Source organism: Candidatus Eisenbacteria bacterium, from assembly GCA_005893305.1.
In the GTDB taxonomy this organism is placed as follows: Bacteria; Eisenbacteria; RBG-16-71-46; order SZUA-252; family SZUA-252; genus WS-9.
Map to the genome: position 1 here is coordinate 1 of VBOZ01000013.1, position 23,682 is coordinate 23,682.

24 protein-coding genes and 1 tRNA gene are annotated in these 23,682 nt (G+C 66.6%); 7 read left to right on the forward strand and 18 right to left on the reverse strand.

Annotation, left to right across the window (positions count from 1 at the left end; all coding sequences use genetic code 11):
- The 14 genes from E6K79_04805 to E6K79_04870 form a co-directional block, all read right to left on the reverse strand.
- The coding region (locus E6K79_04805; GenBank protein ID TMQ65379.1) for a hypothetical protein at positions 1 to 274 on the reverse strand (274 nt) is incomplete at its 3' end.
- A 299-nt stretch (positions 275 to 573) separates the two neighbouring features.
- Positions 574 to 649, reverse strand: a tRNA-Val gene (locus tag E6K79_04810).
- Positions 650 to 651: 2 nt separating this feature from the next.
- Complete coding sequence (locus tag E6K79_04815; GenBank protein TMQ65440.1) at positions 652 to 810, reverse strand: DUF3098 domain-containing protein; 159 nt, start codon at positions 808 to 810, stop codon at positions 652 to 654.
- A 61-nt stretch (positions 811 to 871) separates the two neighbouring features.
- Positions 872 to 1,663 (reverse strand): ATP-dependent sacrificial sulfur transferase LarE, encoded by a 792-nt coding sequence (gene larE / locus E6K79_04820; GenBank protein ID TMQ65441.1) that lies wholly within the window; start codon positions 1,661 to 1,663, stop codon positions 872 to 874.
- Between the two features lie 71 nt (positions 1,664 to 1,734).
- Positions 1,735 to 2,874, reverse strand: a complete 1,140-nt coding sequence (mltG, locus tag E6K79_04825; GenBank protein TMQ65380.1) for an endolytic transglycosylase MltG — start codon at positions 2,872 to 2,874, stop codon at positions 1,735 to 1,737.
- Positions 2,829 to 3,278 carry a Holliday junction resolvase RuvX gene (ruvX, locus tag E6K79_04830; GenBank protein TMQ65381.1) on the reverse strand — a complete coding sequence of 150 codons (450 nt, stop codon included), beginning with the start codon at positions 3,276 to 3,278 and terminating at the stop codon, positions 2,829 to 2,831. The genes mltG and ruvX overlap by 46 nt, the downstream gene beginning before the upstream one ends.
- A complete protein-coding gene (locus E6K79_04835) occupies positions 3,266 to 4,306 on the reverse strand; it encodes an RluA family pseudouridine synthase (GenBank protein TMQ65382.1) in 1,041 nt (346 codons plus the stop codon). The genes ruvX and E6K79_04835 overlap by 13 nt, the downstream gene beginning before the upstream one ends.
- Entirely contained in the window at positions 4,188 to 4,697 is a 510-nt protein-coding gene (lspA, locus tag E6K79_04840; protein TMQ65383.1) for a signal peptidase II, read from the reverse strand. Before lspA ends, E6K79_04835 begins: the two co-directional genes overlap by 119 nt.
- Positions 4,694 to 5,083 (reverse strand): TraR/DksA family transcriptional regulator, encoded by a 390-nt coding sequence (locus E6K79_04845; GenBank protein TMQ65384.1) that lies wholly within the window; start codon positions 5,081 to 5,083, stop codon positions 4,694 to 4,696. The genes lspA and E6K79_04845 overlap by 4 nt, the downstream gene beginning before the upstream one ends.
- Positions 5,084 to 5,087: 4 nt before the next feature.
- A complete protein-coding gene (locus E6K79_04850) occupies positions 5,088 to 8,264 on the reverse strand; it encodes an isoleucine--tRNA ligase (protein ID TMQ65385.1) in 3,177 nt (1,058 codons plus the stop codon).
- Positions 8,261 to 9,184: a purine-nucleoside phosphorylase gene (locus E6K79_04855; GenBank protein ID TMQ65386.1), complete on the reverse strand. Its 924-nt coding sequence runs from the start codon at positions 9,182 to 9,184 to the stop codon at positions 8,261 to 8,263. The genes E6K79_04850 and E6K79_04855 overlap by 4 nt, the downstream gene beginning before the upstream one ends.
- Positions 9,121 to 9,495, reverse strand: a complete 375-nt coding sequence (locus tag E6K79_04860) for a DUF167 domain-containing protein (protein TMQ65387.1) — start codon at positions 9,493 to 9,495, stop codon at positions 9,121 to 9,123. The genes E6K79_04855 and E6K79_04860 overlap by 64 nt, the downstream gene beginning before the upstream one ends.
- On the reverse strand, positions 9,419 to 10,108 hold the full coding sequence (locus E6K79_04865; protein TMQ65388.1) for a YggS family pyridoxal phosphate-dependent enzyme: 690 nt from the start codon (positions 10,106 to 10,108) through the stop codon (positions 9,419 to 9,421). The genes E6K79_04860 and E6K79_04865 overlap by 77 nt, the downstream gene beginning before the upstream one ends.
- A gap of 104 nt (positions 10,109 to 10,212) precedes the next feature.
- Positions 10,213 to 10,413, reverse strand: a complete 201-nt coding sequence (locus E6K79_04870; GenBank protein TMQ65389.1) for a hypothetical protein — start codon at positions 10,411 to 10,413, stop codon at positions 10,213 to 10,215.
- Between the two features lie 180 nt (positions 10,414 to 10,593).
- Here E6K79_04870 and E6K79_04875 point away from each other — a divergent pair, with 180 nt between their 5' ends.
- The 7 genes from E6K79_04875 to E6K79_04905 all read left to right on the forward strand — a co-directional run bounded on the left by E6K79_04875 (position 10,594) and on the right by E6K79_04905 (position 17,901).
- Entirely contained in the window at positions 10,594 to 10,947 is a 354-nt protein-coding gene (locus E6K79_04875; protein ID TMQ65390.1) for a phage holin family protein, read from the forward strand.
- 40 nt (positions 10,948 to 10,987) lie between these two features.
- Positions 10,988 to 12,202 carry a pyridoxal phosphate-dependent aminotransferase gene (locus E6K79_04880; protein ID TMQ65391.1) on the forward strand — a complete coding sequence of 405 codons (1,215 nt, stop codon included), beginning with the start codon at positions 10,988 to 10,990 and terminating at the stop codon, positions 12,200 to 12,202.
- 220 nt (positions 12,203 to 12,422) lie between these two features.
- Positions 12,423 to 13,163: a hypothetical protein gene (locus E6K79_04885; GenBank protein TMQ65392.1), complete on the forward strand. Its 741-nt coding sequence runs from the start codon at positions 12,423 to 12,425 to the stop codon at positions 13,161 to 13,163.
- A 209-nt stretch (positions 13,164 to 13,372) separates the two neighbouring features.
- Positions 13,373 to 14,107, forward strand: a complete 735-nt coding sequence (locus E6K79_04890; GenBank protein ID TMQ65393.1) for a DUF1326 domain-containing protein — start codon at positions 13,373 to 13,375, stop codon at positions 14,105 to 14,107.
- 26 nt (positions 14,108 to 14,133) lie between these two features.
- Positions 14,134 to 14,655 (forward strand): hypothetical protein, encoded by a 522-nt coding sequence (locus E6K79_04895; protein TMQ65394.1) that lies wholly within the window; start codon positions 14,134 to 14,136, stop codon positions 14,653 to 14,655.
- Positions 14,656 to 14,668: 13 nt separating this feature from the next.
- On the forward strand, positions 14,669 to 15,910 hold the full coding sequence (locus E6K79_04900) for an MFS transporter (protein ID TMQ65395.1): 1,242 nt from the start codon (positions 14,669 to 14,671) through the stop codon (positions 15,908 to 15,910).
- Between the two features lie 77 nt (positions 15,911 to 15,987).
- Positions 15,988 to 17,901 (forward strand): sigma-54-dependent Fis family transcriptional regulator, encoded by a 1,914-nt coding sequence (locus E6K79_04905; protein ID TMQ65396.1) that lies wholly within the window; start codon positions 15,988 to 15,990, stop codon positions 17,899 to 17,901.
- 36 nt (positions 17,902 to 17,937) lie between these two features.
- Here E6K79_04905 and E6K79_04910 read toward each other — a convergent pair whose 3' ends face one another.
- The 4 genes from E6K79_04910 to E6K79_04925 all read right to left on the reverse strand — a co-directional run bounded on the left by E6K79_04910 (position 17,938) and on the right by E6K79_04925 (position 23,291).
- Entirely contained in the window at positions 17,938 to 19,002 is a 1,065-nt protein-coding gene (locus tag E6K79_04910; GenBank protein TMQ65397.1) for a peptidoglycan bridge formation glycyltransferase FemA/FemB family protein, read from the reverse strand.
- Complete coding sequence (locus E6K79_04915) at positions 19,002 to 20,045, reverse strand: hypothetical protein (protein TMQ65398.1); 1,044 nt, start codon at positions 20,043 to 20,045, stop codon at positions 19,002 to 19,004. Before E6K79_04915 ends, E6K79_04910 begins: the two co-directional genes overlap by 1 nt.
- On the reverse strand, positions 20,036 to 22,540 hold the full coding sequence (locus E6K79_04920; GenBank protein ID TMQ65399.1) for an HlyD family efflux transporter periplasmic adaptor subunit: 2,505 nt from the start codon (positions 22,538 to 22,540) through the stop codon (positions 20,036 to 20,038). The genes E6K79_04915 and E6K79_04920 overlap by 10 nt, the downstream gene beginning before the upstream one ends.
- 211 nt (positions 22,541 to 22,751) lie before the next feature.
- On the reverse strand, positions 22,752 to 23,291 hold the full coding sequence (locus E6K79_04925; GenBank protein TMQ65400.1) for a hypothetical protein: 540 nt from the start codon (positions 23,289 to 23,291) through the stop codon (positions 22,752 to 22,754).
- Positions 23,292 to 23,682: the final 391 nt, after the last annotated feature.

Sequence of the window (23,682 nt, forward strand, 5' to 3'; positions counted from 1 at the left end):
CCGCCGGCGCAATCCCGACGATCCCCGTCCCGTTCACGTCGCGCACCACAACCTTGATGCGTGCGTTCGCGGCAAGGGCCGTCCCTGCATCGTTGTTCGGACACACACGGAACGACAACAGCGCCGTGGCGCCCTCTTGCGGCGTACCCACAGAGCCTCTCTGAGGTACGTAAAACGAATTCGCAACATCCGGGACGCCAGCGTAGGCGGCCGGGACGATCCAAGCCAAAACTGCCGCGATCGCAATGCCCAGCTTGGCCACTTTCAACATCATGACACCTCCTAGGGTCTCAACGGCTGCTAACAAGCTCACGGATGTAGAGGTTTTTTCGGGTCACGAACAAAGTAGTAGGAGTGATGCCGTGGCGGTTGAAAACACCTCCTTTCGAGCAATTCATTCTTGGATCGTTGCGTTATGCTATATCGAAACATTTCAAGCACTTAGACGGTAACCAGCCCACGCGCCCCTTCCCTCGGGGCCATGAGATTCGTCCGAAATACCTGAAGATAGTACCAATAATGGACCTCAAAGTCAAGGACTAGAACGCTGTAAGCGGTCGGACGGGGAAATTTTGGTGGGCGAAACAGGGTTCGAACCTGTGACCCCTTGCGTGTAAGGCAAGTGCTCTACCAGCTGAGCTATTCGCCCCCTTATTTGGCCAGAATACCCCAGGGGATCAACACCAGATAGCCGGTCAAAAGCAGGATCGGAGCGAGGGTGATGGAGCCTCGGGAGAGGGCCAGGTACCCGGTCAGGATGACCGCCGCCGCGACGGCCAAAATGACGTAATTCTTTCTCCCAAATGCGATTTCGACCCCGGGCTGATCGCCCTGCTTCGGCCCGGGACCGCGCCGCGCTCTCCTGCGGGATTCAGCGACGTTCGCCATCGACCCTCTCCTCCGCGAGAACTGCCGGCTGCGGATCCGGTCGGCGGTAGCCTCTCGGATCGATCTCCACGGTCATAAAGCCTAACCTATTCAAGGCAAATGATATATTGGAAAGGGTCGTTTCCCCCGAAATACGAGCGATATCCTCTTCCAGGACCTCGATCCTCGCGTGGGTTCCTTCGTGCCTGAGCCGGGCGACCCGGAGGCCGAGAGCCTCCCGGAGCCAGGCCTCACCCTGCTCCACCTGGCTCAGCTTCATCACGGTCACCGGAGAGCCGTGGGGGATCCGCGACGCCAAGCAGGCCGACTGCGGCTTATCCCAGACGCGGAGGCCGATGTCGCGAGCCAGGAGCCGGACTTCCAGCTTTCCGAGCCCCGCCTCGAGGAGCGGGGCGCGCACCCGGAAGCGACCGGCAGCCGCCATCCCGGGGCGAACGTCGCCGAGGTCGTCCGTGAGCGCTCCGTACGCGATCGTGGCCCACCCCTCCTCGGCGGCGACCGTCGTGAGCCGCTCGAAGAGCTCCGCCTTGCAGTGGAAGCACCGGTCGGGGCCGTTCGCGCGGTATTCCGTTCGCTCCATCTCCCGGGTCTCGATCACCCTGACGCCGATTCCCCGCGAGGCGGCGAGGGACAGCGCGGCGGTGAGCTCGGCGCCCGGGAGCGAGGGACTCTTGGCGATGACCCCCAACGCCCGTGGACCGAGCACCTGGCTGGCCTCGGCGAGCAGGTAGGCCGAATCGACCCCTCCCGAATAGGCGACGAGGGTCCGGCCCATCCCGGCCAGGATATCGGTAAGCCGCGAGCGCTTCGCGGAGAGAGCCGGCTCGATGCCCGGCGCCCGAAGCCTCAACGTGTGCTCGATCGCACGGCGGCCCGCTTGGGGCGCGCCGGCGGAATGTCCCGCGCGAACCCCGGGCCGATCGGGACCAGCGTCGACTCGCGACGCGCCTGCGCGCGCACCATCGCGATCGCCCGGAGATGCTCCTCCCAGCTCCGCGAGAAGATGTGGGTCCCGTCGCCCCGGGCGACGAAGTAGAGCTCGGTCGAGTCCGCCAGCGGGAAGAGGATGGCGTGGAACGCGCCGCGCCCGGCGCTGCAGATCGGACCGGGCGGGAGGCCGCGGTTTCGGTAGGTGTTGTAGGGCGATTTCACGTCGAGGTCCCTGTAGTAGATGCGCCCACGCCAGACGCCCATGGCATAGGACACCGTGGGGTCCGATTGGAGCATCATACCGCGCCGCATTCGATTGTAGAAGACGGCCGCGATCCTCGGACGCTCCGACGGCACCTGCGCCTCCGCCTCCACGATCGAGGCGAGCGTCACGATCTGGTGCAGCGTGAGTCCCATCTTCGCGCCCGGCAGGGCCATCTCCTCGCCGAGGACCTTGAGGCTCCGCTCCGCCATGACCCGGAGCACCTCCTGGGGGGTCAGGAGCGGATAGAAGGGGTAGGTCTCAGGGTAGAGGTAGCCCTCCATGCGGCTGGCGGGGATACCGAGGGATCGCACGAACGCGGAGTCCTCCGCGAGCGCGAGGAAGCGGACGGGGTCGATCTTGGCGCCGCGATACAGGATGTCCGCGACCTGCTCGACGCGGAGCCCCTCGGGAACGGTGACCATGTCCTCGGCCGACATTCCCTTGGCGAGCTGGCGGAGGATCCGATAGGTGCTCGAGCCGACCGGGAGCGTGAACCGCCCGGCCTGGAGGTTTCGGTCATAGCCCAAAACCCTCGCGGCGAGGACGAAGAGGCGCGTGTTTCCGACGAGCCCTTCATGCTCGAGGATCGCCGCGATCGCGTCGATGCTCGCGCCCTTAGGGATGATCACCTCGCGCATCTCGAAATGCCGCGTCACGGTGGCCGGGAACATGATGATCCCCAGGAGCACCACGACGCCGACGATTCCTCCGAGGAGGAGGGTTCGCCGGATGCGGTGGCGGCGCCTCACGGCCGCTCCTCGCCCCGTCGCGTGCGGGGCCGATCGAGCCAGCGCTGGAGGATCACGGCCGCGGCGGCGGCATGGACCGCGTCCCCGGACGCCGCGCGCCGCGCGCGCGCGCCACGGTCACCGCGTCCGCTCCGCTCCTCGGCCTCGCGGCTGCTCAGGCTCTCGTCGATCAGGTGCACGGGCAGCCCCGATTCCTTCCTAAGAGCCTTGGCGAACCGCTCGACGCGGCGGACCTCGGGCCTCGACTCCTCCCCCTCCAGTCCGAGCGGAACGCCCACGACCACGGCCGCAGCCTCCACTTCGAGGGCGACCGCCGCGACCGCGGCGGGAGCGTCGCGAACCGTAGAGAGGCGCAGGGATCGGAGGGGCGTGGCGAGAGACCCGTCCGAATCGCTCAAGGCAAGCCCGAGCTGGCGGAGTCCGAAATCCACGCCTAGGACTCGCATCGCAGCGCGTTCAGGATGGCCTCGAAATCGGTCGGCACGGAGCGGGTGAACTCGAGCGGCTCGCGCGTCACCGGATGCGCGAACCCGAGCGTTTCGGCGTGGAGGGCCTGATGGTCGATCTCCGAGAGGTGGAGCGCGGCTTGGGCGCGCCGCGCGGGCGGCAGGCTCACGAGAGGGCCGCGCCGGCCGCCGTACTCGGCATCGCCGAACACCGGATGGCCGAGGTGCGCTAAGTGCACGCGGATCTGGTGGGTCCGCCCCGTTTCGAGCGTGAGGAGAACCTCGGCGAGATAGCCGTAGTCTCGGACGACCCGGTATCGCGTGGCCGCGTGGCGTCCGCCGCGCGTGACGACCGCGATCTTCTTTCGGTCGCGCGCGCTCCGCGCCAGGGAGGCCTCGACCCTCCCCTCCCGCTCCCGCATCCGACCCCAGACGAGGGCCCGGTACACGCGCTTCATTTCCCGGGCTCCGATCTGGCGCGCCAACTCCCGGTGCGCCTCGTCCGTCCGCGCGACGACGAGAAGCCCCGATGTCCCCTTGTCGAGGCGATGGACGATCCCGGCCCGCTCGGCGCCGTGCCCGTCCGGGAGGGAGCTGTACCGGTGGAGGAGCGCGTGCACGAGGGTGCCGGTCCGGTGGCCCACGGCCGGGTGGACGACCATGCCCGCCGGCTTGTCGATGACCGCGAGCGCGTCATCCTCGTAAACGACCTCGAGCGGGATCGCCTCCGGTAAGAGCGCCTGGGGCGCGCGGCGCGGGCGGACGACCTCGATCCGGTCCCCCTCGCGGACGCGCCGGCTTGGCCGCGCGGGCGCGTCGTTCAGCCGCACGTGGCCGTCGTCGATCAGCTGGCGGACCGCCGAGCGGGAAAGCGATCGCTCCGCCTCGGCGAGGAAGCGGTCCAATCGCTCACCGGCCCGCGATGCTGGAACCGTATGAATTTTCGGGATCGGGAGCGGGTCGCCCCGCTCGGGCGAGATTCCAGGCAAGAAAGAGTACCCCCAGCGTGACGGCGCTGTCGGCGACATTGAACACCGGCCACCGGACGGATCCGACGCCGATGTCGATGAAGTCGACGACCCACCCCAGGCGCGCGCGGTCCACCAGGTTGCCGATCGCGCCGCCGAGGATGCACCCGAGCAAGATCCGATTCGCAAGGCTCCGGTAGGTCTCACGAAGAAAGAGGTAGATGACGACCGCGATCGCCAGGACCGAGATCACGATGAACGGGACGCGGCTGCCGGGAAAGAGCCCGAATGCCGCCCCCGTGTTGTGGACCAGCGTGAAGCGCGCGAAGTCGTCGAGCACCGGCACCGGCCGGCCCATCAAGAGCCGCGAGGACGCCAGCCACTTGGTGAGCTGGTCGAGCGCGATCACGGCGGCGGCGCACGCGGCGAAAACCCCGGCCCGAAGGGTCATCCGCGGAACGAGTTCGAACCCTTTTCCTGCTTCTCCTGGCACGAGACGCAGAGACCGGCGAACGGGATCGCGTCGAGGCGTGCCTTGCCGATCTCCTTCCCGCACTCCCCGCAGTCGCCATACTCGCTTCGGTAGAGACGCCGCAGCGCCTCATCGACGCTGTACAGGAGGCGCCCCTCGGCCGAAGCGAAGAGAAACGCCTTCTCACGCTCCATCGCGTCGGTGCCCATGTCGGCCATGTGGAACGAGTAGGCCGAGAGGTCTCCGCCGGCGTCCCGTTGGGTCTGGTTCATCGTCTTCTCCAAGTACCCCAATTGGCTCAGAAGCTTCCGCCGCTCGTCCAACAGTCGTTCTTCGAAATGTTTGAGATCCTTCTTGGTGAGCAACGTCTCATCCTCCTTTTCGAACGCGCTCGATGCCGACCCGGGCCCGCTCGCCGTCGAATGTCCATTCCTCGACGGCAACGTCCCCGGAAACACGCGGCACCAGCTCCTCCGCCAGCACCTCTTCCCGAATGTATCCCTCGTACCGCTCGCAGGCCTTGGAGAGGCCGGGCGAGAGATCCCAGAAGAGCCGGATCCGGTCGGTCACGTCGAAATCGGCTCCCTTCCGAAGCGCTTGGATCCGGTGCGCGAACTCGCGGACCAGACCCTCCGTGCGCAGCTCCTCGTCCAGGGTCGTGTCGACCGCGACCGCGATCGTGCCCTCCCCCTGCGCGACCCACGGCGGCCGCGAAACCTCTTGGATGATCACGTCCTCGCTGACGATCCGGAATTGTTGCCCGGCCGCCTCGACTTCCCAGCCTCCGGCGGCGATCGCCCCGCGCAGCTCCTCCGCCGGCGCTTCCTGAATGCGGGACGCGATCTCCTTCATCGCCGGACCCACCTTCTTGCCCAGGATCGCGAAATTGGGTTTCACGCTCACGGAGAGGAGCGCCCCGCGGTCCGGAAGCAGGACGATCTCCTTCACGTTCAGCTCATCCTTGATCAGATCGGCCAGTGCCGTCAGATCCCGAGCCTCCCGTTCCTTGAGCCCGGCCACTGCGAGCCTCCGGAGGGGCTGCCGGACCCGGAGCGAGGAGGCGCTCCGCGCGGCGCGGGCCATGTTCACGACCCGGAGCGCCAGCTCCATCGAGCGCTCGAGCCCCTCGTCGATCCTCGCGCGTTCGGCTTCCGGGTAGTCGCACCAATGGATGCTCTTGGGTTCTCCGGGGGACGCGGGGAGGACCAGGTGCTGGTGGAGCTCCTCGGAGAGGAACGGGATGTACGGGGCCAGGAGGCGCGAGACGGTGCGCAGGCACTCCCAGAGCGCGTCGTACGCGGCCCGCTTGTCGGCGGGATCGCCCGACTTCCAGAAGCGCCGGCGGGAGCGACGGACGTACCAGTTCGAAAGCTCCTCCAGCACGAATTCCTGGATCAGCCGGGCCGCGCGCGTCAGATCGTAGTCGTCGAGCGAGCCGCGGCAGGCCGCCGTCAGCGTGTGGAGGCGCGAGAGAATCCAGCGGTCGAGCAGCGCGGGCGTCGAGGGCTCCTTCTTCGCCGGGTCGTAGCCGTCGATGTTCGCGTAGAGCGCGAAGAACTGCGCGACGTTTCGCAGCGTGCCGAGGAGCTTCTTCGTCACCTCGGTGACGCCCTCGGGGTCGAAGCGGGTCGGCATCCACGGAGGGCTCACGGAGATCAAGTAGAAGCGGAGGGCGTCGGCCCCGCGTTGGTCCAGGATGGCGTTCGGATCGACCGTGTTCCCGCGCGTCTTGCTCATCTTCTTGCCCTGCTTGTCGAGGATCAGCTCGATCGGGAGCACGTGCTTGTAGGGCGCGCGGCCCGAGACCGCCACCGCGATCGCCATCAGGGTGTAGAACCAGCCCCGCGTCTGGTCCATCCCCTCGGAGATGAAATCGGCCGGGAAGGAGCTCTCGAATTCCTTCTTGTGCTCGAAGGGGTAATGCCACTGCGCGTACGGCATCGAGCCGGAATCGAACCAGACGTCGATCACTTCCGGTACGCGCCGCTGCGACCCGCCGCACTTCTCGCAGGTGAAGACCACCTGGTCCACGAACGGCCGGTGCAGGTCGAGCGGATCGGGTACGCCGTTCCCCTGCCGGAGCTCGGCGATGCTCCCGACACAACGGTCCGCGCCGCACTTCTCGCAGCGCCAGAGGTTGAGGGGCGTTCCCCAGTAGCGGTTTCGCGAGAGGGCCCAATCGACGTTGTTCTCGAGCCAGTTTCCGAATCGATTCGCGCCGATGTCCCCCGGATGCCACTCGACGGTTTTGTGCGCCGCGAGGAGCTGATCGCGGAAGCGCGTCGTCGCGATGTACCAGGTCTTCCACGCGTAGTAGAGAAGGGGCGTGTCGCAGCGCCAGCAGAACGGATAGCTGTGCGTCGTCATCTCCTCACGGTAGAGCGCGCCGTGGGTCTTGAGCCACTTCCGGATATCGGCCTCGGCGTCCTTCACGAACTTCCCGGCCCACGGCGTGACCTCGGCCGTGAACCTCCCCTGAGGGTCGACCATGTGGTGCTGCGGCAGGTCGAGGCGCTGCCCCAGGACGTAGTCGTCCTCGCCGTACATCACGGCGGTGTGGACGACCCCCGTCCCGTCCTCGGTCGTAACGAAGTCGGCGTCGGTGATGTAGTAGGCCTTCTTGCCGGTCACCTTCTGCAGATCGATGAAATCGAAGAGCGGTCGATAGCCCTTCCCGATCAGCTCCCGCCCCTTGAGCTCGCGCTCGACCACGTGCTCCCCTTCGAGCTGGCTCAGCCGGTCACGGGCGACGTAATAGCGCTCCTCCTTATCGCCCCTCGTCTGGCGGACCCGGACGTAATCGAGGTCCGCGCCGACCGCGAGCGCGACGTTCCCCGGGAGGGTCCAGGGGGTCGTCGTCCACGCGAGCACGAACGCGCCCGGCTCGTCGACGAGCTCGAACTTGACCGTGACGGAGGGCTCGGTCACGTCCTCGTAGCCCAGGCTCACCTCGTGGCTCGAGAGCGGCGTTCCGCAGCGCGGACAGTACGGGACGATCTTGTGGCCCTGATAGAGTAGCCCCTTGTCCCAGATCTGCTTGAGAAGCCACCAGACGCTCTCGATGTACTCGTTCGCGAAGGTGACGTACGGATGATCCATGTCGAGCCAGAATCCGATCCGCTCGGTGTTGCGCCGCCACTCGTTCTCGTACTTGAGGACGCTCGTGCGGCACCGCGCGTTGAACTCGGCGATCCCGAACTTCTCGATCTGGTCCTTGCCGCTGATCTTGAGCTCCCGCTCCACCTCGATCTCGACCGGGAGGCCGTGCGTGTCCCATCCGCCTTTGCGGGGGACGTAGTGGCCGCGCATCGCCTTGTAGCGGCAGACGACGTCCTTGACGGTCCGGGAGATGACGTGGTGGACGCCGGGGAGGCCGTTCGCGGTCGGGGGCCCTTCGTAGAAGATGAACGGCGGAGACCCCTCGCGGCGCTTCAGCCCCTCCTCGAAGGCGCGGATCTCCTTCCATAGCTCGAGGACGGTTCCCTCCGAGGCGGGAAAATCGAGCTTCGTCGAGAAGGGAAGGAACCGGCCGGTCTTCGCGATCATGCGCGGGGGTCCGGCGCGGGAAGCTGGCCGATGAGCTTGGTGACGAGGCGCGTGAGGACCGGCTCCGCCTTCGCGGCGTTGGCCAGAATTCTCGGGATGTCGACCGCCTCGAGGGCGTCCGGGAGACAGAGATCGGTCACCACGGCGAAGGCGACAAGGCGCAGTCCGCCGTGGACGGCCACGATCGCTTCCGGTATCAGGGACATGCTCACGAGGTCGGCGCCCGCCCACCTGAGGAAGCGGTACTCGGCGCGGGTCTCGAGATTCGGCCCGGCCACGCCGGCGAGGACGCCCTCGCGCAGCCGGATCCGCTCCGCCAGCGCCACGTCGCGGGCCAGCGCGATGAGGGAGCGGTCGTACGGCTCCGACATGTCCGGGAACCGGGGTCCGAGCGAATCTTCATTCGGTCCGATGAGCGGGTTGTCGCCCATCAGATTGATATGGTCGACGACGACCGCGATGTCGCCGGCTTCGTAGAGAGGGTTCATCCCTCCCGCCGCGTTCGTCACGATCAGGGTGTGGATGCCGAGCGCCTTGAGAACGCGGACCGGAAACGTCACCTGGCGCATGCTGTAGCCTTCGTAGTAGTGCACGCGGCCGCTCATGATGGCCGCGGCCCTCCCGCCGAGGCTGCCTATGACCAGGTTCCCGGCGTGGCTCTCGACGGACGTGCGCGGGAAGTGCGGGATCAGATCGTAGGGGATGACGGTCGGCTTCTTCGTGGCCGATGCGAACTCGCCCAGTCCCGTGCCCAGGATGATTCCGACCTCGGGCTTGACCGATGTGCGGCCCGCGATGAACGCCCTCGCCTCCTCGATCGTGCGGAGGAGATCCGATGACGAGGCCGTGCCGTCTTTCACGCCTGCGCTTCCAACCTTTGCCACAGATCCTCCTCCCTGATTCCGTCCGCCTCGATCCATTTTCGGCGCGACGCGGCGCCGCCCACGATGCGGAGGGCCCCGGCCCTGAGGCCGAGCCGATCGCGAAGTAGCGCGAGCGTCGCCTCATTCGCGGCCCCGCGGTCCGGCGGGGCGGTCACCCGCACCCGGACGATTCCCTCCGCCCGCGACCCCGCGACCTGGTCCGCGCGTGCTCGAGGCGTGACGTGGACCTGAAATCTCAAGCCCGGCGCCCGTGTGCGCGCCGCGCCGCGCTCATGTGGGCCGCGTGCCCAGAAGCGCCGTCCCGATCCGCACGATCGTGGCGCCTTCCTCGATGGCGATCTCGAAATCGTCCGACATCCCCATCGAGAGCCCGGCCCCCTCTTCCAGGAGTCCCGCTCGCACGGCGCTCTCGCGCAGCTTCGCGAGGGCGCGGAACGCGGCCCTGGCTCCTTCGGCTCCGCCCGTGAGCGGCCCGATCGTCATGAGCCCCGCCGCGCGGAGGGGCGGGAGCTCCTTGAGCCGGCTCAACAGAGCGAGCGCGGCCGAGGGCGCGACCCCGAATTTCTCCACGTCGCCCGAGGTATTCACCTCGACGTAACAGGACGGCGATCTTCCCGCCGCGAGAGCGCGGCGCGCCAGATCCTCGGCCAGCGACGTCGAGTCCACCGAGTGGATCTCGTCGAAGATCTGGACCGCCCGCTTGACCTTGTTGCTTTGAAGATGCCCCACCAGGTGCCAGCGGATGCCCTCACCGACTTCGGCGAGCTTCCCCTCCGCCTCCTGGATGCGGCTCTCTCCGAATTCCCGGAGGCCGAGCGCTTTCGCTTCGCGAATCGTCGCGGTCGGAACGCCCTTGGTGACGGCGAGAAGCCGTACGGATTGGGGAGACCGGCCCATCCGCTCGGCTGCGCGCGCGATCCGATCTCGAACCAGGTCCAGCCGGTCTGAAAGTGAGTTCACGCTTGGCGTTCGGGAGCTAGGAAAAAATTAAGAGCCGGACAGTATAGGCCCCGCGCGCGCCGTGGAACAAGCGGTTTTGGCCGCTCGCGGGCGTACGGGAGGGGTCAGGGCCGAGAGTCGCGGTATGGATCGTCGGTCAGGACGAGCGTCCCGTCGCAACCTTTCTTCCGGCATGGGATGGGCTCCGTGAATTCGGCCGGGGAGGCCTCGGAGCGGGATGCCAGCAGGTGAACCAACGCCTGCACCTGCTGCGGCGTATACATGTAGCCGCAGACTTTGCAGCGATACCAATGCTTCAGGTCCATGGGGCTCTCCCATTGTGTCGAGGAGAGCTCCCCCAGGCGGGAGTTATGGAGAGGCAGATTGTTCGGTGACTCTACGTCTCGACGCGGGCGAACGCGCCGGCCCCCGGACGGGAGCAACTAGAAGGTAGGACGCACGAACGCGGGATGCAAGGGGGAATTTGCCGTGATACGCTCCCCCACATGGCTAAGACACTTCTGCAGTTTGCGCTCGTTGTCGGCACGTTCCTGATCCTGGCCCGCGTCGTTCCCGGCTTCGAGGTGCGCGACTGGGGTGCGGCGGTCATCGCGGCCCTCCTGTTCGGGTTCGTGAATGCGACCCTGGGGCTCATTCTCCGGATCCTGACGTTCCCTTTGATCCTCCTTACCCTGGGCCTCTTCTCCTTTGTGGTGAACGCTCTGATGCTCAAGTTCGTCGCGATCTTGGTGCCGGGCTTCACCATCATCGGCTTCTGGCCCGCGCTCCTCGCGGCGCTGGTCCTCTCCGCGGTCAATATGCTCTTCAAGGCCGCGACCGCGGAGCGCGAGGAGCCGTAGCCGGCCCGTCGCCCGCTCCTCCGCGCAGAACGATCGCTCCATGCTCTCGAGCCGGGTCCCGCGCGACTACACGCCGAACCCGCTCGCGGTCCTTCTGCAAGAAAAGCGCGCGGCCGGGCGACCGATCCTCGACCTCACCGTGACCAACCCGACGTCGGTCGGGCTCCCGACCTTGAGCGTGCGGGCGCTCGCGGCGATCGCCGATCCGGAGGGCGCGAGGTACGAGCCGGATCCCCGCGGACGGCGCGAAGCCCGCGAGGCGATCGCCGCCTACTACGCCGCGCGGGGCACGCCCGCCGGCGGGATCGATCCGGCCAGGATCTTCCTCACCGCGAGCACCAGCGAAGCCTACGCGCATCTCTTTCGACTCCTCTGCGATCCCGAGGACGAGGTCCTCGTGCCGAGACCGAGCTATCCCCTCCTCGCTCCGCTCGCGCGGCTCGAGGGAACGCACCTACGGCAATACCGCCTTGCGTACGACGGGCGATGGGCGCTCGACCTCGACTCGCTCGAGGCGGCGATCGGACCCAAAACGCGGGCGGTCGTCCTGATCGAGCCGAACAACCCGACCGGGTCGTGCCTCTCGCCCACGGAACGGGCGGCCGTGGAGTCAATCTGCGCCGAGCGGGGTATCACGATCATCTCGGATGAGGTGTTCGGGGATTTTCCCTGGCCCCCACGCCCGGAAGTCCTTCCAAGCTGGAGCGATGAGCGGCGCGTGGCGACCTTCGTCTTGGGCGGAATTTCGAAGCTCTGCGGGCTTCCGCAGATGAAGCTCGGCTGGATCGCCGCGTCCGGTCCGGAGGGGGCCATGCGGGATGCCCTCAGTGGGCTCGAGTGGATCGCCGACCTCTTTCTGTCGGTAGGGACCCCGGTGCAAGTCGCGCTGCCGAGACTCCTCGAGGAACGCGCGGGATTCCAGTCGGCGGTCCGGGAACGGATCGACGCGAACCTCACGATCCTTCGAGGACCCGCGGGGAAGCGCGGCGCGCGATCGCCCGCCGAGGACGATGATCCGCCGTTCTTACTCCTCGAAGGAGAGGGCGGGTGGAGCGCGGTGCTTCGCTTCATGCGGCCCGCGGCCGCCGCGGGGTCGGAGAGCGTCGCCGAGTGGGCGCTCCGGAGCCGGGACGTGCTGCTCCATCCCGGTCACTTTTACGATCTGCCTGGAGAGGACGACGTGGTCGTAAGCCTCCTCACCCCGCCGGCCCAGATGGCAGAAGCGGCGCTCCGGATTCGAGATGGCTGGAGGTAGACCCAGGCGGTAGAATCGACAGGAATCATTCCGGTTCCTTCTCGGGGACCGGACCCATCGACCCCGTGGAGACCACCCGATGCGCATCGCCCGCAGTGCCTTCATCTTCTGCTGTTCGTTGCTCTTGACGTCGACGATGGCGTCGCCCGTTTTGGCGGGCCCAGCTCCGGCGAGCCCCGCGCCGAAATCGAGCCCCGCACCGAAGTCGAACCCTGCTCCGATGTCGAAGCGACCCGCTCTCAACGACAATCCCCAGATCCGGCGAAACGACATCGACTCAACCATAGCCTGGACCCAGGCAGCGAAGGAATCGCAGGACCAGGTGAGGAGGGTGCTTGTCAAGGTGCTCCAGGGAACGCCGAAGCCCACCACGCCCTACGAGCTTTCGGCGGACGAGGCGGTCTCGGACGACGTCGGCGCCAAGGCCGGCATGGTCAAAGGCACCCAGCGCTGGGTGCCGATCGCGGCTCGGGCCGATCGGGAGTACCAGGTGGTCGGAGACGAAACGGACGAATCGTCGGTCGAAACGTCGGACGAAGTCGTCTCCAGGGTTTTCGAGATTCAGGTCGCGCTGAACGGCACACTCGGGCTCACGACGGGTCTCGCCACCAAGAGCGACAAGCCCCACATCGTCGAGCTCCAGGGCGCGATGGGCGTGGAGCAGTCCGCGATCCCCGTCGTGGATTCCACCAAGATCGATTCCGGCGATACCGGCCGCGCTCCCGAGCAGCCGATGACGCTCCTCCGGATCTACGTCGTCGATCCAGATCTCGAGACCCAGGTCCGCAAGCTTCACAAGGAGACGGGTGCCTTCCCGGGATTCGGTCCCACGCAGGTGCTCGCGGATCATCCCGACGAGCTCCGCGCGATCGTCATCTCGTATTACGGTCCGAAGAACGACGTGGAAGCGCTCGCGCGAAAGATCGACGTGGCGGCGCTCCGGAGGCTCTTGCCGAGCTGAGGACTCGGGGGCGTACACCAGCTGTATCGCGTTGCATTGCTTCGGGTTCGGCCGGAGACGTCAACGCCCCCTTCACGGGCGGGAGAAAAAGTAGTACAAACGTCGCGTGGCCGGGACGCGCACGCCGGCCTGATTTCTATTCGTAGCCGTCTCCGGGCTCGCCGCGGCGGCCCACGCCGGATCTCACCACTTCATTCAAGGGGGTCAGAATGAAATTTCGCTCGATCATTATCGGCATTGGATTCCTGAGCGTATGTACCTGGGCCGCTCTGGCCGCCGACGCCAAGAAGCCAAGCGACGACTGGTCGATGAACGCGACGATCATCGAGGCGTGCTCCTGCCCGATGTTCTGTCAGTGCTACTTCGACACGAAGCCGGCGGCCCACGGAATGGCGATGGAAGGCCACGAAGCCGAGCACTACTGCAAATTCAACAACGCGTTCCAGGTGAACAAGGGCAACTACGGCGCGACGAAGCTCGACGGAGCGAAATTCTGGATCGGCGGAGACCTGGGCGGCGACTTCTCGACTGGCGAGATGAACTGGGCCGTCCTCCATTTCGATCCGTCCGTGACCAAGGAGCAGCGCGACGGGATCGCGGAGATCGTGGGCCACGTCTATCCCGTGAAGTGGAAGGCCTTCGCCGTCGGCGCGGATGCTCCGATGGACTGGAGCTACACGAAGGACTCCGCCACCGCCAAGCTGGACGGCGGGAAGATGGGCGAAGTGATCCTCCATCGGAACCAGGGCATGACCTCCGAGCCGATCGTCATCCAGAACCTCAAGTACTGGGGTGCGCCGCGGAACACCGGCTTCAAGCTCATGCAGAACGAGGTGGAAGCCTACCGGACGGGCGACAAGCCGTTCGAGTACAAGGGGACGAACGGCTTCATGATCACATTCGACATCAACGCGAAGGATATGGCCGCGAAGCCGAAGGGCTGAGCGTCGAGCCGGAAAGGGCACTCACGATGAACAAGGCGGCACTGGACGCATACTGGGATCACTTCCGGACGATCAACGGGATCACGATGCGCGCGATCGCCGCGTTCCCGAAGGACAAGATCGACAGCCGGCCCTGCAAGGACATGCGGACGCCGAAGGAGCTGATCTCGCACATGTACAATTCCATGCGCGCCATCGCGGACGGAGCGGCCAAGGGAGAGATCGAGCTCTCGGAGGAGCTGGACGCGAAGGCGGCGGCGAAGCTGAAGACCCACGACGACCTGACCCAATTCGCCACCGACTCCTGGAAGGCGGCGGACAAGTCGATCCAATCGCTGAGCGACGCGCAGATCTCGGGGCTCGTGAAAACCCCCTGGGGCGTTTCCTTCCCCGGCTTCGTCTGCGCGAACATCATCAACGATGAGCATCTCCACCACCGGGGCCAGCTCTACGCCTATCTGCGCCAGGTGGGCGTGGCTCCGCCCATGATGTGGGATTTCGAGAACAACGCCCCGGAGTTCCAGCCGAAGCAGGCCCAAAAGGTCTGAGCCGGCCGCGGGCGTGACGACAGGGCCCGATCAGGGCCTGAATCAAGCGATGGGGCGGGGACCCAAGGTGCCCGCCCCATTCGCGTTCCTCTGGGCGGCACAATTCCTCTCGCAATTCGGCGATTCGCTCTTCCAGATCGCGTTCGTCTGGCTGATTCTCGACATGACCGGGTCGAAGTCGACGACCGGCCTGGCCGCCACGATCTCCTACCTCCCCGCCCTTCTCTTCGGCCTGGCCGCCGGACTCCTCGTCGACCGATGGAACCGTCGGCTGGTCATGGCCGGAGCCGACGCGGGCCGCGCGCTCCTCCTGGCGCTGGGCGGCATCCTCCTATGGCGGGGGACTCTCACGCCCGCGGCCCTCACCGCGATCGCGTTCGGGATGGCGACGTCGGCGGTCCTCTTCAACCCGGCGCGCGACTCCCTGTTGCCGGAGATCGTGCCGACCGCCGCGCTCACCAGGGCGAATGCCTGGGTTCAGTCGTCGCAGCAGGCGGCGTTTCTCTTCGGGCCCCTCGCCGCCGGGGTGCTGATCCAGCGGGCCGGCGTCAAGTCCACGTTCCCGGCGGGGATGCTGCTCTTCGCGGGCTCCTTTCTCTTCCTGCTCGCGATCAAGCGAGTGGGTCGGGCTCACCGCGCGGGGCGCGAGTCGCTCGCGATCGGCGAGGACTTCCGCCGCGGGCTCCGGGCGATCGCCTCGGATGGGACGCTCGTGCTTCTCTTGGCCCTGACGGCGCTCGACAACATGTTCATCATGGGGCCCGCGATCCTCGGCAACGTGGTCATCGTGCGCGACACACTTCACGGGAGCGCGTCCGATTACGCCCTGGTCGAGGCGATCTACGGCGCGGGGATGATCACTGGGAGCGTCCTCGTCGCCAGGATCGGGAGCCGGGTCCCGAGCGGGTGGCTCGTCCTGATCGGGGTGACGCTCGACGGCATCACCTACGTCCCATTGCTCTGGTGTCGCACGCTGCCCTTTCTTCTGATCGTCTCCCTGTTCCACTCGATGGTGATCCCGTCGATCACGGTCCCGCGCGCCACGATCTTGCAACGGATCGTCCCGCCCGCTCTGGTCGGCCGGGTCTTCGCCCTCCAGAACGTCGTCGTGGTGGGCGTGACGGCGCTCTCCTTCGGCGTGGCCGGGCTGCTTCTCGAGATCCTGAGCGCGCCGGCGCTCTTCGCCATCGGCGGCGCGCTGGGCGCGGCGACGGGATTGGTCGGCGCACTTTCTCCCCGGCTCCGCCGCCTCTAAGCTCCGCCGTTGACCGCGGGGTCCTCCCGCGCCTATTCTTCTGCGTTCATTCCGCGAACTTCACCGGGAGGGATTTCATGTCCCAAGCCCCAGTGAGGCGCCGGCTGCAGGCTCGGCAGAGCAGCTTGATCGACGCAGAGACTCTTCCCGACCTGGCCCGCAGTTACTCCGACGCGAGTGCCCTGCTTGAAATCGCCCGCTCGCTCCTAGGGGCCAGTCGCCCGCCCGAGATACTCGGGCGCCTCCTCCACGCCACGCTGGGCCTGACGGGCGCCTCCCACACGGTCGGATACGTCTACGTTCCCGCGCGACGGAAGCTCCAGCTGGCCGTCGCCTTCGGCCTGACCCCTCCGGCCAAGAGCGAGCACCTCACGCTTTCGCGGTCGGATTACCAGCTCCTCTCGGAATCGGAGGGAGCCGCGGTCTTCCCGGTGCGGGTCGAGTGCGAGGGCGGGTATGAGCCGCTGCCCAAGGGCACCCTGCGCCGCTGGGCCGAGAGCCTCGAAGCGGCCTTCCTGCTCCCGCTGGTCGTCCATTCCGAGCTGGTCGCGATCGCGGTCGTGGGCCCCCGCATCGGGCGCGAGCCGTACACCGCCGAGACCTTGGAGATCCTCGAGCGCGCCGCGGCGCTGGCGGCGCAAGCCATCTCGTCGGGCGCGGCACAGTCCGAGAGTCCGTCCGAGCAGCAATACCCGACGGTGCCCGAGATCGACGTACGCGCGCCGTCCCAGGTGCTCCGCCGCCTCCGGGAGCTCCGCTTGAGCCACCCGGTATTGAACCGGATCCTGGGCGAGAGCCCCGCGATGCTTCGCCTCCTCGAGGAGGCGGTCAGCGTCGGGCCGACGCGCTGCCCCGTTCTGATCCAGGGGGAAACCGGCTGCGGCAAGGAGCTCCTGGCGCGAGCCGTCCACGAGATCTCGCCGCGGATCAAGGGCCCATTCGAGGTCGTCGATTGCGGCTCGATCCCCAAGGAGCTGATCGAGAGCGAGCTCTTCGGCCACGAGCGAGGCGCCTTCACGGGGGCCGTGCGCGATCGCCGCGGGATGTTCGAGATGGCCCATCGCGGGACGGTCTTCCTCGATGAGCTGGGCGAGCTTCCCCTTCCCGCCCAGACACGGCTGCTCCGCGTGCTCCAGGAGGGGTACTTCCGGCGCGTCGGTGGCGAGGAGGCGATCCAGGTCGATGTGAGGGTAGTGGCCGCGACGAATCGGGATCTCTGGGACGAGGTCGAGGCGGGGCGCTTCCGCAGGGATCTTTACTACCGTGTGAGCGTCCTCACCCTGCACGTGCCCCCGCTGCGCGAGCGCAAATCCGACATCCCGCTCCTCGCACGCCGATTCGCCCAGACGGCCGCCGAGGAAATGGGCACGCCGGCGCTTCGGATCGACGCGGCACTCGAGGCCCAGCTGCTCGAGCATCACTTTCCGGGGAACATCCGCGAGCTCCAAAATCTGATCACGGCGCTCGCGGTCGGCGGCTCGTCGGGAAACGGCGCCCCCAACCTCGGACGGATGCTCCGCCGGCCCGCGACCCTCGCTCCTGGAACCGAGCCGCCGAAGCGCGGCGATCGGAGCATGGGCAACTGGGTCCTCACCCATCTCCGCCGGCATGGATTCAACGTCGCGGCGGCGGGCCGCATGTTGAAGGTGGCGCAATCGAAGGAAGGGACGCTCGACGCGCCCGTGGCCGATCGGACAACCCTCACCTACTACTTGCAGGGGGAATGTTTGCGGGAATTTTGCGAGGCGGAATTCGACGTGGAGCGCGCCGCGCGCTCGCTCGCGGGAGGCCCTTATCTGACCGGCGTCGTCGGGCGCCGGCTGCGATCCCTCCTCAAGGTGCTTGCCTCCTCGGCCGAGGCCGACGGCGGGCTGGTCCAAGCGCGCCGGCTTTGCGAGAAGCGCATGCCGAAGCTCCCTTCCAGCTATCACGCCTATCTCGATCGCGCCCTGCAGAGCTACATCGACCAGCGCTGGAAGCTGGCAGGGTAGCCGGCCGGCTAGCGGCGGCGCACCCCGCGAAGCGCGTCAGGTGTTTCGCACGTAATACTCGTACGCGACGGGGTCGTAGACGAGATCGAGCGTCGGCACGAGCCGCACCTCCCCACCTCCGAACTTCCGCTTGAAGACGCTGATATCCGCCCAGGGGTGGTCGGGCTCCGCCTCCGGCGCGACGCCCCAGAAATCGTACGACTCGTATCCCAGCGCCTTGGCCCGCCGCATGATCTCGAAGTGGAGCAGATAGGGGGCCATGAGGTTGCGGTGCGTCGCGAGCGATCCGCCGAAGAAGTAGGTCGCGCGCGGGCCGAAATAGACGACCAATGCCGCGGCGATGCGCTCTCCTCGATGCTCCGCAAAGAAGATCCCGCCGCGCTGCCGGTCGGTGAGCAGCTCGATCAGGCGCTCAAAGTAATCGTGGGGTTTCGCCCGGAGGCCTTGGCGGTCGGCCATGGCGTCGTAAATGCTCAGAAAATCCGCGAGGCCGTCCCATGAGGTGTCCTCCACCACGCTGACGCCGTGGCGTCGCGCGACGCCGATGTTGTATCTCCCCTTCGGCTTCATCTGGGCCAGGATCGCCGCTTCCGGCGGGCGGAGGTCCACGCAGAGCGTATTTCGCGGCTCCATGTAGCGGTCCTGGAACGATCGGACTTGCTTGAAGCCCTTCATGAATTTCGGGAGGCGCTCCCAGCGGGGCTCGATCCGAAGGTGGCTCACGGGCAGCTCCTCCTGCTGGCGGCGCTGGTCGATCTCAGCGAGGGTGGCGCCCAGGACCTCCTCCGCGGCCCATTCGTCGCCGGGCAGCACCGGTCCCTCGGGGATGTAGTAGAAGCACTGCCCGGCCGGATACCGATAGGACATCACCAAGGCGCCGCCGACGATGAATCCGCGGTTCTTCAGCATGACGCCGAAGTGCCCATAGCCCGCGTCGACCCGGAAATCGGCCCACCACGAGGACTGCATGAACCCGGTCTCCGCGTTCGACTCGAGGAACCTGTCCCATGCCAGCCATCGATCATCGGCCGCAGGCGGCTCCGGCGGCATCGACGGGGCCAGCGGGGCGGTGGAGGCGGATGTGAGCGGGGGGATCGACATCAGAGGGCCGGCAGCTCGGTCTCTTCGACACTGAATTCGACCGTCACCTGGTGGAGGCGGGGCTGAACCTCCATGAATTTGCAGAGGGCCGGGTTGAAATAGTCCCGCAACATCGGGGGACGCGGATGCTTCAGAAAGTGATCCGGATGCCGCTCCAGCTCCGGGGAGCCCACCAGGTCCAGCTCCTCGCGATTTTTCACGTGCTGGATGATGCAGGGCACGTGCCGGAACCCGCGCTTGTAGAGCATGTAGGCGCGATGGCTGCCGTTTCGGAGGATCAGGCGCTTCTCCGCGTAGATCGCGTTCAGGAAGTTGGAGCCGAATCCCACCGCGATGCCGACGACCCCAACGAAATTGCCGGGGGGCGGATAGTCGGGGATGTCGCGCGGCTTGAGCGGCATGATGCCGAGGAAGCGAAGGTCATTCGATGGAGAGACGAAGACGTACTTGTCCCGCGGCGCTCGAGACCACTTGACCGGCGGATTGACGCGCTTGCGCGGGAGGCAGAGCTCGAAGATCTGCTCGTTGCTCGGGTCGGAGGGAAGGTCCCGTTGCAGCCGGTCGGCATGGGAGATGTCGATGTGCTTCTGATAGACGACGACCCGGTCCAGGTCCACCATGGCGACCTCGGTCGGCACGGTGTTGAATCCGTGGCGAATGAGGGGCTCGCGAAACAGGTTGGCCAGGAGCGGCGAGTATTCGGGACCGAGCTGGACGATCCGCGCGTTGTCCGCGGCGCCGGCCTCGCTCTTCTGCATCCCTCCCACAACGTCGTTGGCGGCGTTCCATTCGTCGATCAGATCCGATTCCCGCTGCGGCTCGGCGGCGTTGTGCCGAACGTGCCGCAGAAACTGCTTCAGGGTGGGCCGACCGATCAGGTAAAGCGCCCGGTTTTCGCTCGGGAACGCGGCGGGCTCGGATTCCACCGGGGATGTCGCGTGCTCCCCGACCCCCCTGGGCGGCGCCAGGGCGCCCGCCTCACGGGGCATGCCGTTCGAGGCGGCCTTCACCATCCGCCTGTTTGACTTCGCCCTTACCACCACGACCATACCTCCACGTTGAGAGTACGGGCCAGCTGCCGCGTCAGCAGGTCGATGACGCTCCGTTTGCCGCACAGGACCTTGGCCTGTCCGGTCATGCCGGGCCGAAGGAACAGCGAACGATTGTCGATGAGGCTCGTGACGATGAAGACCTTGTCCCCGCCCGAATGGGTGACGGGAAGCGGTGAGGCGGCCTCCGTCACGGGAGTCGCGTCCGCCGCCACGGAGATCGACTTCACCCGGCCGTAAAACGTCGTGTTCGGATCGGCACGGGTTCTGAGCTCCACCCGCTGGCCGGCGCGGACTTCGCCGATCGATTTCTCGGGAACACGGATCTGCGCCGCCACGGTCTCGTAGTCGTAGACCTTGGCGATCAGGCCGCCGGTCGAGATGAGCTGCCGCTTCATGGCCTTGAGGTCGCGGGACGGGGTCGCGACGATGCCCGCTACGGGGCTCACGACCTTCAGCTTCGCGTATTGCTGGGATAGGTCGCTCTGCTGGGACTCGAGGCGCTCCAGCCGCGCTCGGGCCGCCTCGATCTCGTCGGGCCGCGTCCCCACCAGCAGGACATTGAGACGGCGCTGTGCCTCGAGCCTTTCACCCTCGGCCTTGGTGACGGCCGCCCTCGCGTCATCAAGCTGGGTTCGCGGCACCGCGCCGAGCTGGAATAGCTGGCCGTCTCGGGCCAATTGCGTGGCGGCATAATCGGCCGCGGCCTCGGTCTTGGCCAGCGTGGCCCGCGCGACCTGGATCTCGGCGTTCGTCGGACCATTCACGAGGCCTTGAACGATCGCGTGGAGCTCCCGAACCTGCGCCTCCGTCGCGTGAAGGTTGGTTTCAAGGTCCACGCTCGACAGCCTCGCGATCGGATCGCCCGCACGCACGCGATCTCCCTCGTCCACGTAGATCTCCTCCACGATCCCCGTGACCGCCGCCCGAATGTCGGCGTTCTCCTGCGGGAGCACGCTCACCGGACCGGACGCCCGAAGCTCCATCCGCCCGAGTAGAAGCACGAGGAGAAGCGCGGCCGCCCCCAGGATCAGGAGACGGCGCCTCGGCGTGCTGGACAAGGCTCCTTTGGAAGAACGATGGGCTCCCCCGTGTCCGTTCGATTCGACGCGAGCGGGGATCGGGGCGCTCTTCGGTTCGACGCGAGCGGGGATCGGAGCGCTCTTCGGTTCGACGCGAGCGGGGATCGGAGCGCTCTTCGATTCGACGCGAGCGGGGATCGCGGCGCCCGCGGAGCTCGGGGCGTCGTCGGGCGGCGAGGAGCCGGGGATATCGTCGTCCGTGTGAGCCGCCCCCGTCCCCATGAGCCGGCGAATCCGTCGACGGAACTTCGCGCCGGCGAGCACTCCGAACATGCCGAGCGCGAGCGGCTGACCGTTGTCGATCAGGAACCCCCCCGTCTTCAATGCCACGAACACCAGGAGCGTCATTGAGTAAACGGTCGCGACCATTCCGTAGATCAGGTACACGCGGCGCTCGTGGGGTGAGGCGGACGACACAGGGGGCTCGCTCCACCCGACAAGCCGCTTGACCAGATCACCGATATGGCGGAATGACTTCTTCCTGAGGTTGGGGATGTCGAGGAAGTCGCTCAGCAAATAGTACCCGTCGAGCTTGATCAGCGGATTGAAGTTGAGGAGGGTCTTCACCCCCGAGACGGCCATGACGATGACCGCCAAGGCGTTGATCCAGGCGTCCCCCGCCGTGACGCGCCAGACCAAGACGGCCAGCGCCCACAGGAACAACTCGAAGTAGGGACCCGCGAACCCGACCCAGAGACGCTTGGAGCGCTCGGGAAAGAGCCAGGCGTCGCTGACGTTGCAATAGAAGGCGGGCTGGAAGTAGACGAACATGAACCCGATCTCGTGGACCTCCCCTCCGAAGTGCCGGCAAGCCATCCCATGCGCGAACTCATGCAACGACACCATGACCAACATGACCACGATGAGCGGACCAAGGGACGAGAGCTGATAGAGCCGCGCGAGATCCTGAACAAACCCGTTCCAATCCGAAGCCAGGGTGACGATGCCCGCGCAAATGACTGCCGCCGACAGCATCACGAACCCCCGCGTGAAGAAGAGCCGCGTCCGCGGCAGAAGCCAATTCATGATTCGCGTGGGATCGTAGAGCGGAAGCCGCGTAAGGAGCGCGTTGCCGTGGAATTTTCCCAGGACAAACGCGGGGCGAGGACGCGACGCCTTTTCGCCCTCCAGGAGGCCGCTGCGGTTGAGCCCACCCAGGAAGTGGGTGAGCGTCTCCTGGGACAATTCCGCGCCGAAATGGGACTCGGCGAGACTTCGGACCTCGTCGAGGGATCTCGTGCCGTCGAGTTGCCCCAGAATGAATTGCTCGACCTCGCCGAACCGAAAAAACTGACCGCCGACCGGATCCTTGACGACGACAAAGAGACCGGAATGCGTCCGATGCTGGCTAACGATCAGGTCGCTCCGGAATTTCGGAAGAGTGGAATTCATAGCGCTGTTGGCCAACCGACCGGTACCTCAGTCAGAGGGTATTTCTGCCCCGCCGCTTCCGGTGCGGGATTGAGCTGGGGTTTCACTTGGCACGCGCGGTGCTCCGAGGTCGGGGGGATTGGCCCCGCCTGAAACGCCACCGCTTAGCGCTACATGGACCCGGCACTCATCCCGCACCTTTCGCGCGGGGGTTATCCATGCATGGTAAGTAGTTGCATTCTCACTTCTAGCCGCAGTCGTCGCCCTTAGAGCCTCCGCCCTTCGAGCCACCACCGCCGGAGCCTCCGTTCGAGCCTCCGCTCTTCGAGCCGTGGCCGCCGGACCCTCCGTTCGAGCCGCCGTTCGAGGCATGGCCGCCGGACCCTCCGTTCGAGCCACCGCCCTTCGAGCCGCCGCCGGAGCCGCCGCAGTCACCCTTCGAGCCGCCGCCCTTCGAGCCGCCACCTTCGGCGCTCTTCGAGCCGTGGCCACGGGAGCCTTCGTTGGAGCCTCCGCCCTTCGAGCCTCCGCCCTTCGAGCCGCCACCTTCGGCGCTCTTCGAGCCGTGGCCATGGGAGCCTTCGTTGGAGCCTCCGCCCTTCGAGCCTCCGCCCTTGGAGCCTTCGTGCCCCTTCGAGCCTCCGCCATTCGAGCCGTGCCCCTTGGAGCCTTCGTGCCCCTTGGAGCCACCGCCCTTCGAGCCGCCCGAGCCGCTGCTGTGGACTGTTATGCCGCACGGCGCAATACGCTGCTCGAGCACTTCCATCTCGAGATACAGGTGTCTCATCGATTGTCACCTCCTCTCCAAGATCTGGCTTCCAGGCGGGGTAACCCTCGGGGCTGGCAACACAAAAACCAGGAGATGCGCGCTCTCCTGGTTGCCGACCGCCCCGCGCCTGTGCAACTCCCACAGGTTGCAAGATGAAATGTTAAGCGTGTAGGCGGGGACCCACAATTGAGGGGAATACGGATCCGGCGCTGCGGAAATTACGTATGCAGAACGTACATATTAGATGAAATGAATCGGGGCGGGCCGGCCCTGCCGGAACCCGCCCCGATCCGCGGATCGAAGCTTATCGGTGTCTCGAGCCTTACTCGCCCGAGGGCGGCACGTACAGCTGGCGGCGGGCCATACCGCGCGGGGTGGTCGAGGCAACCTTGCGTGCACCCTTCTTAGC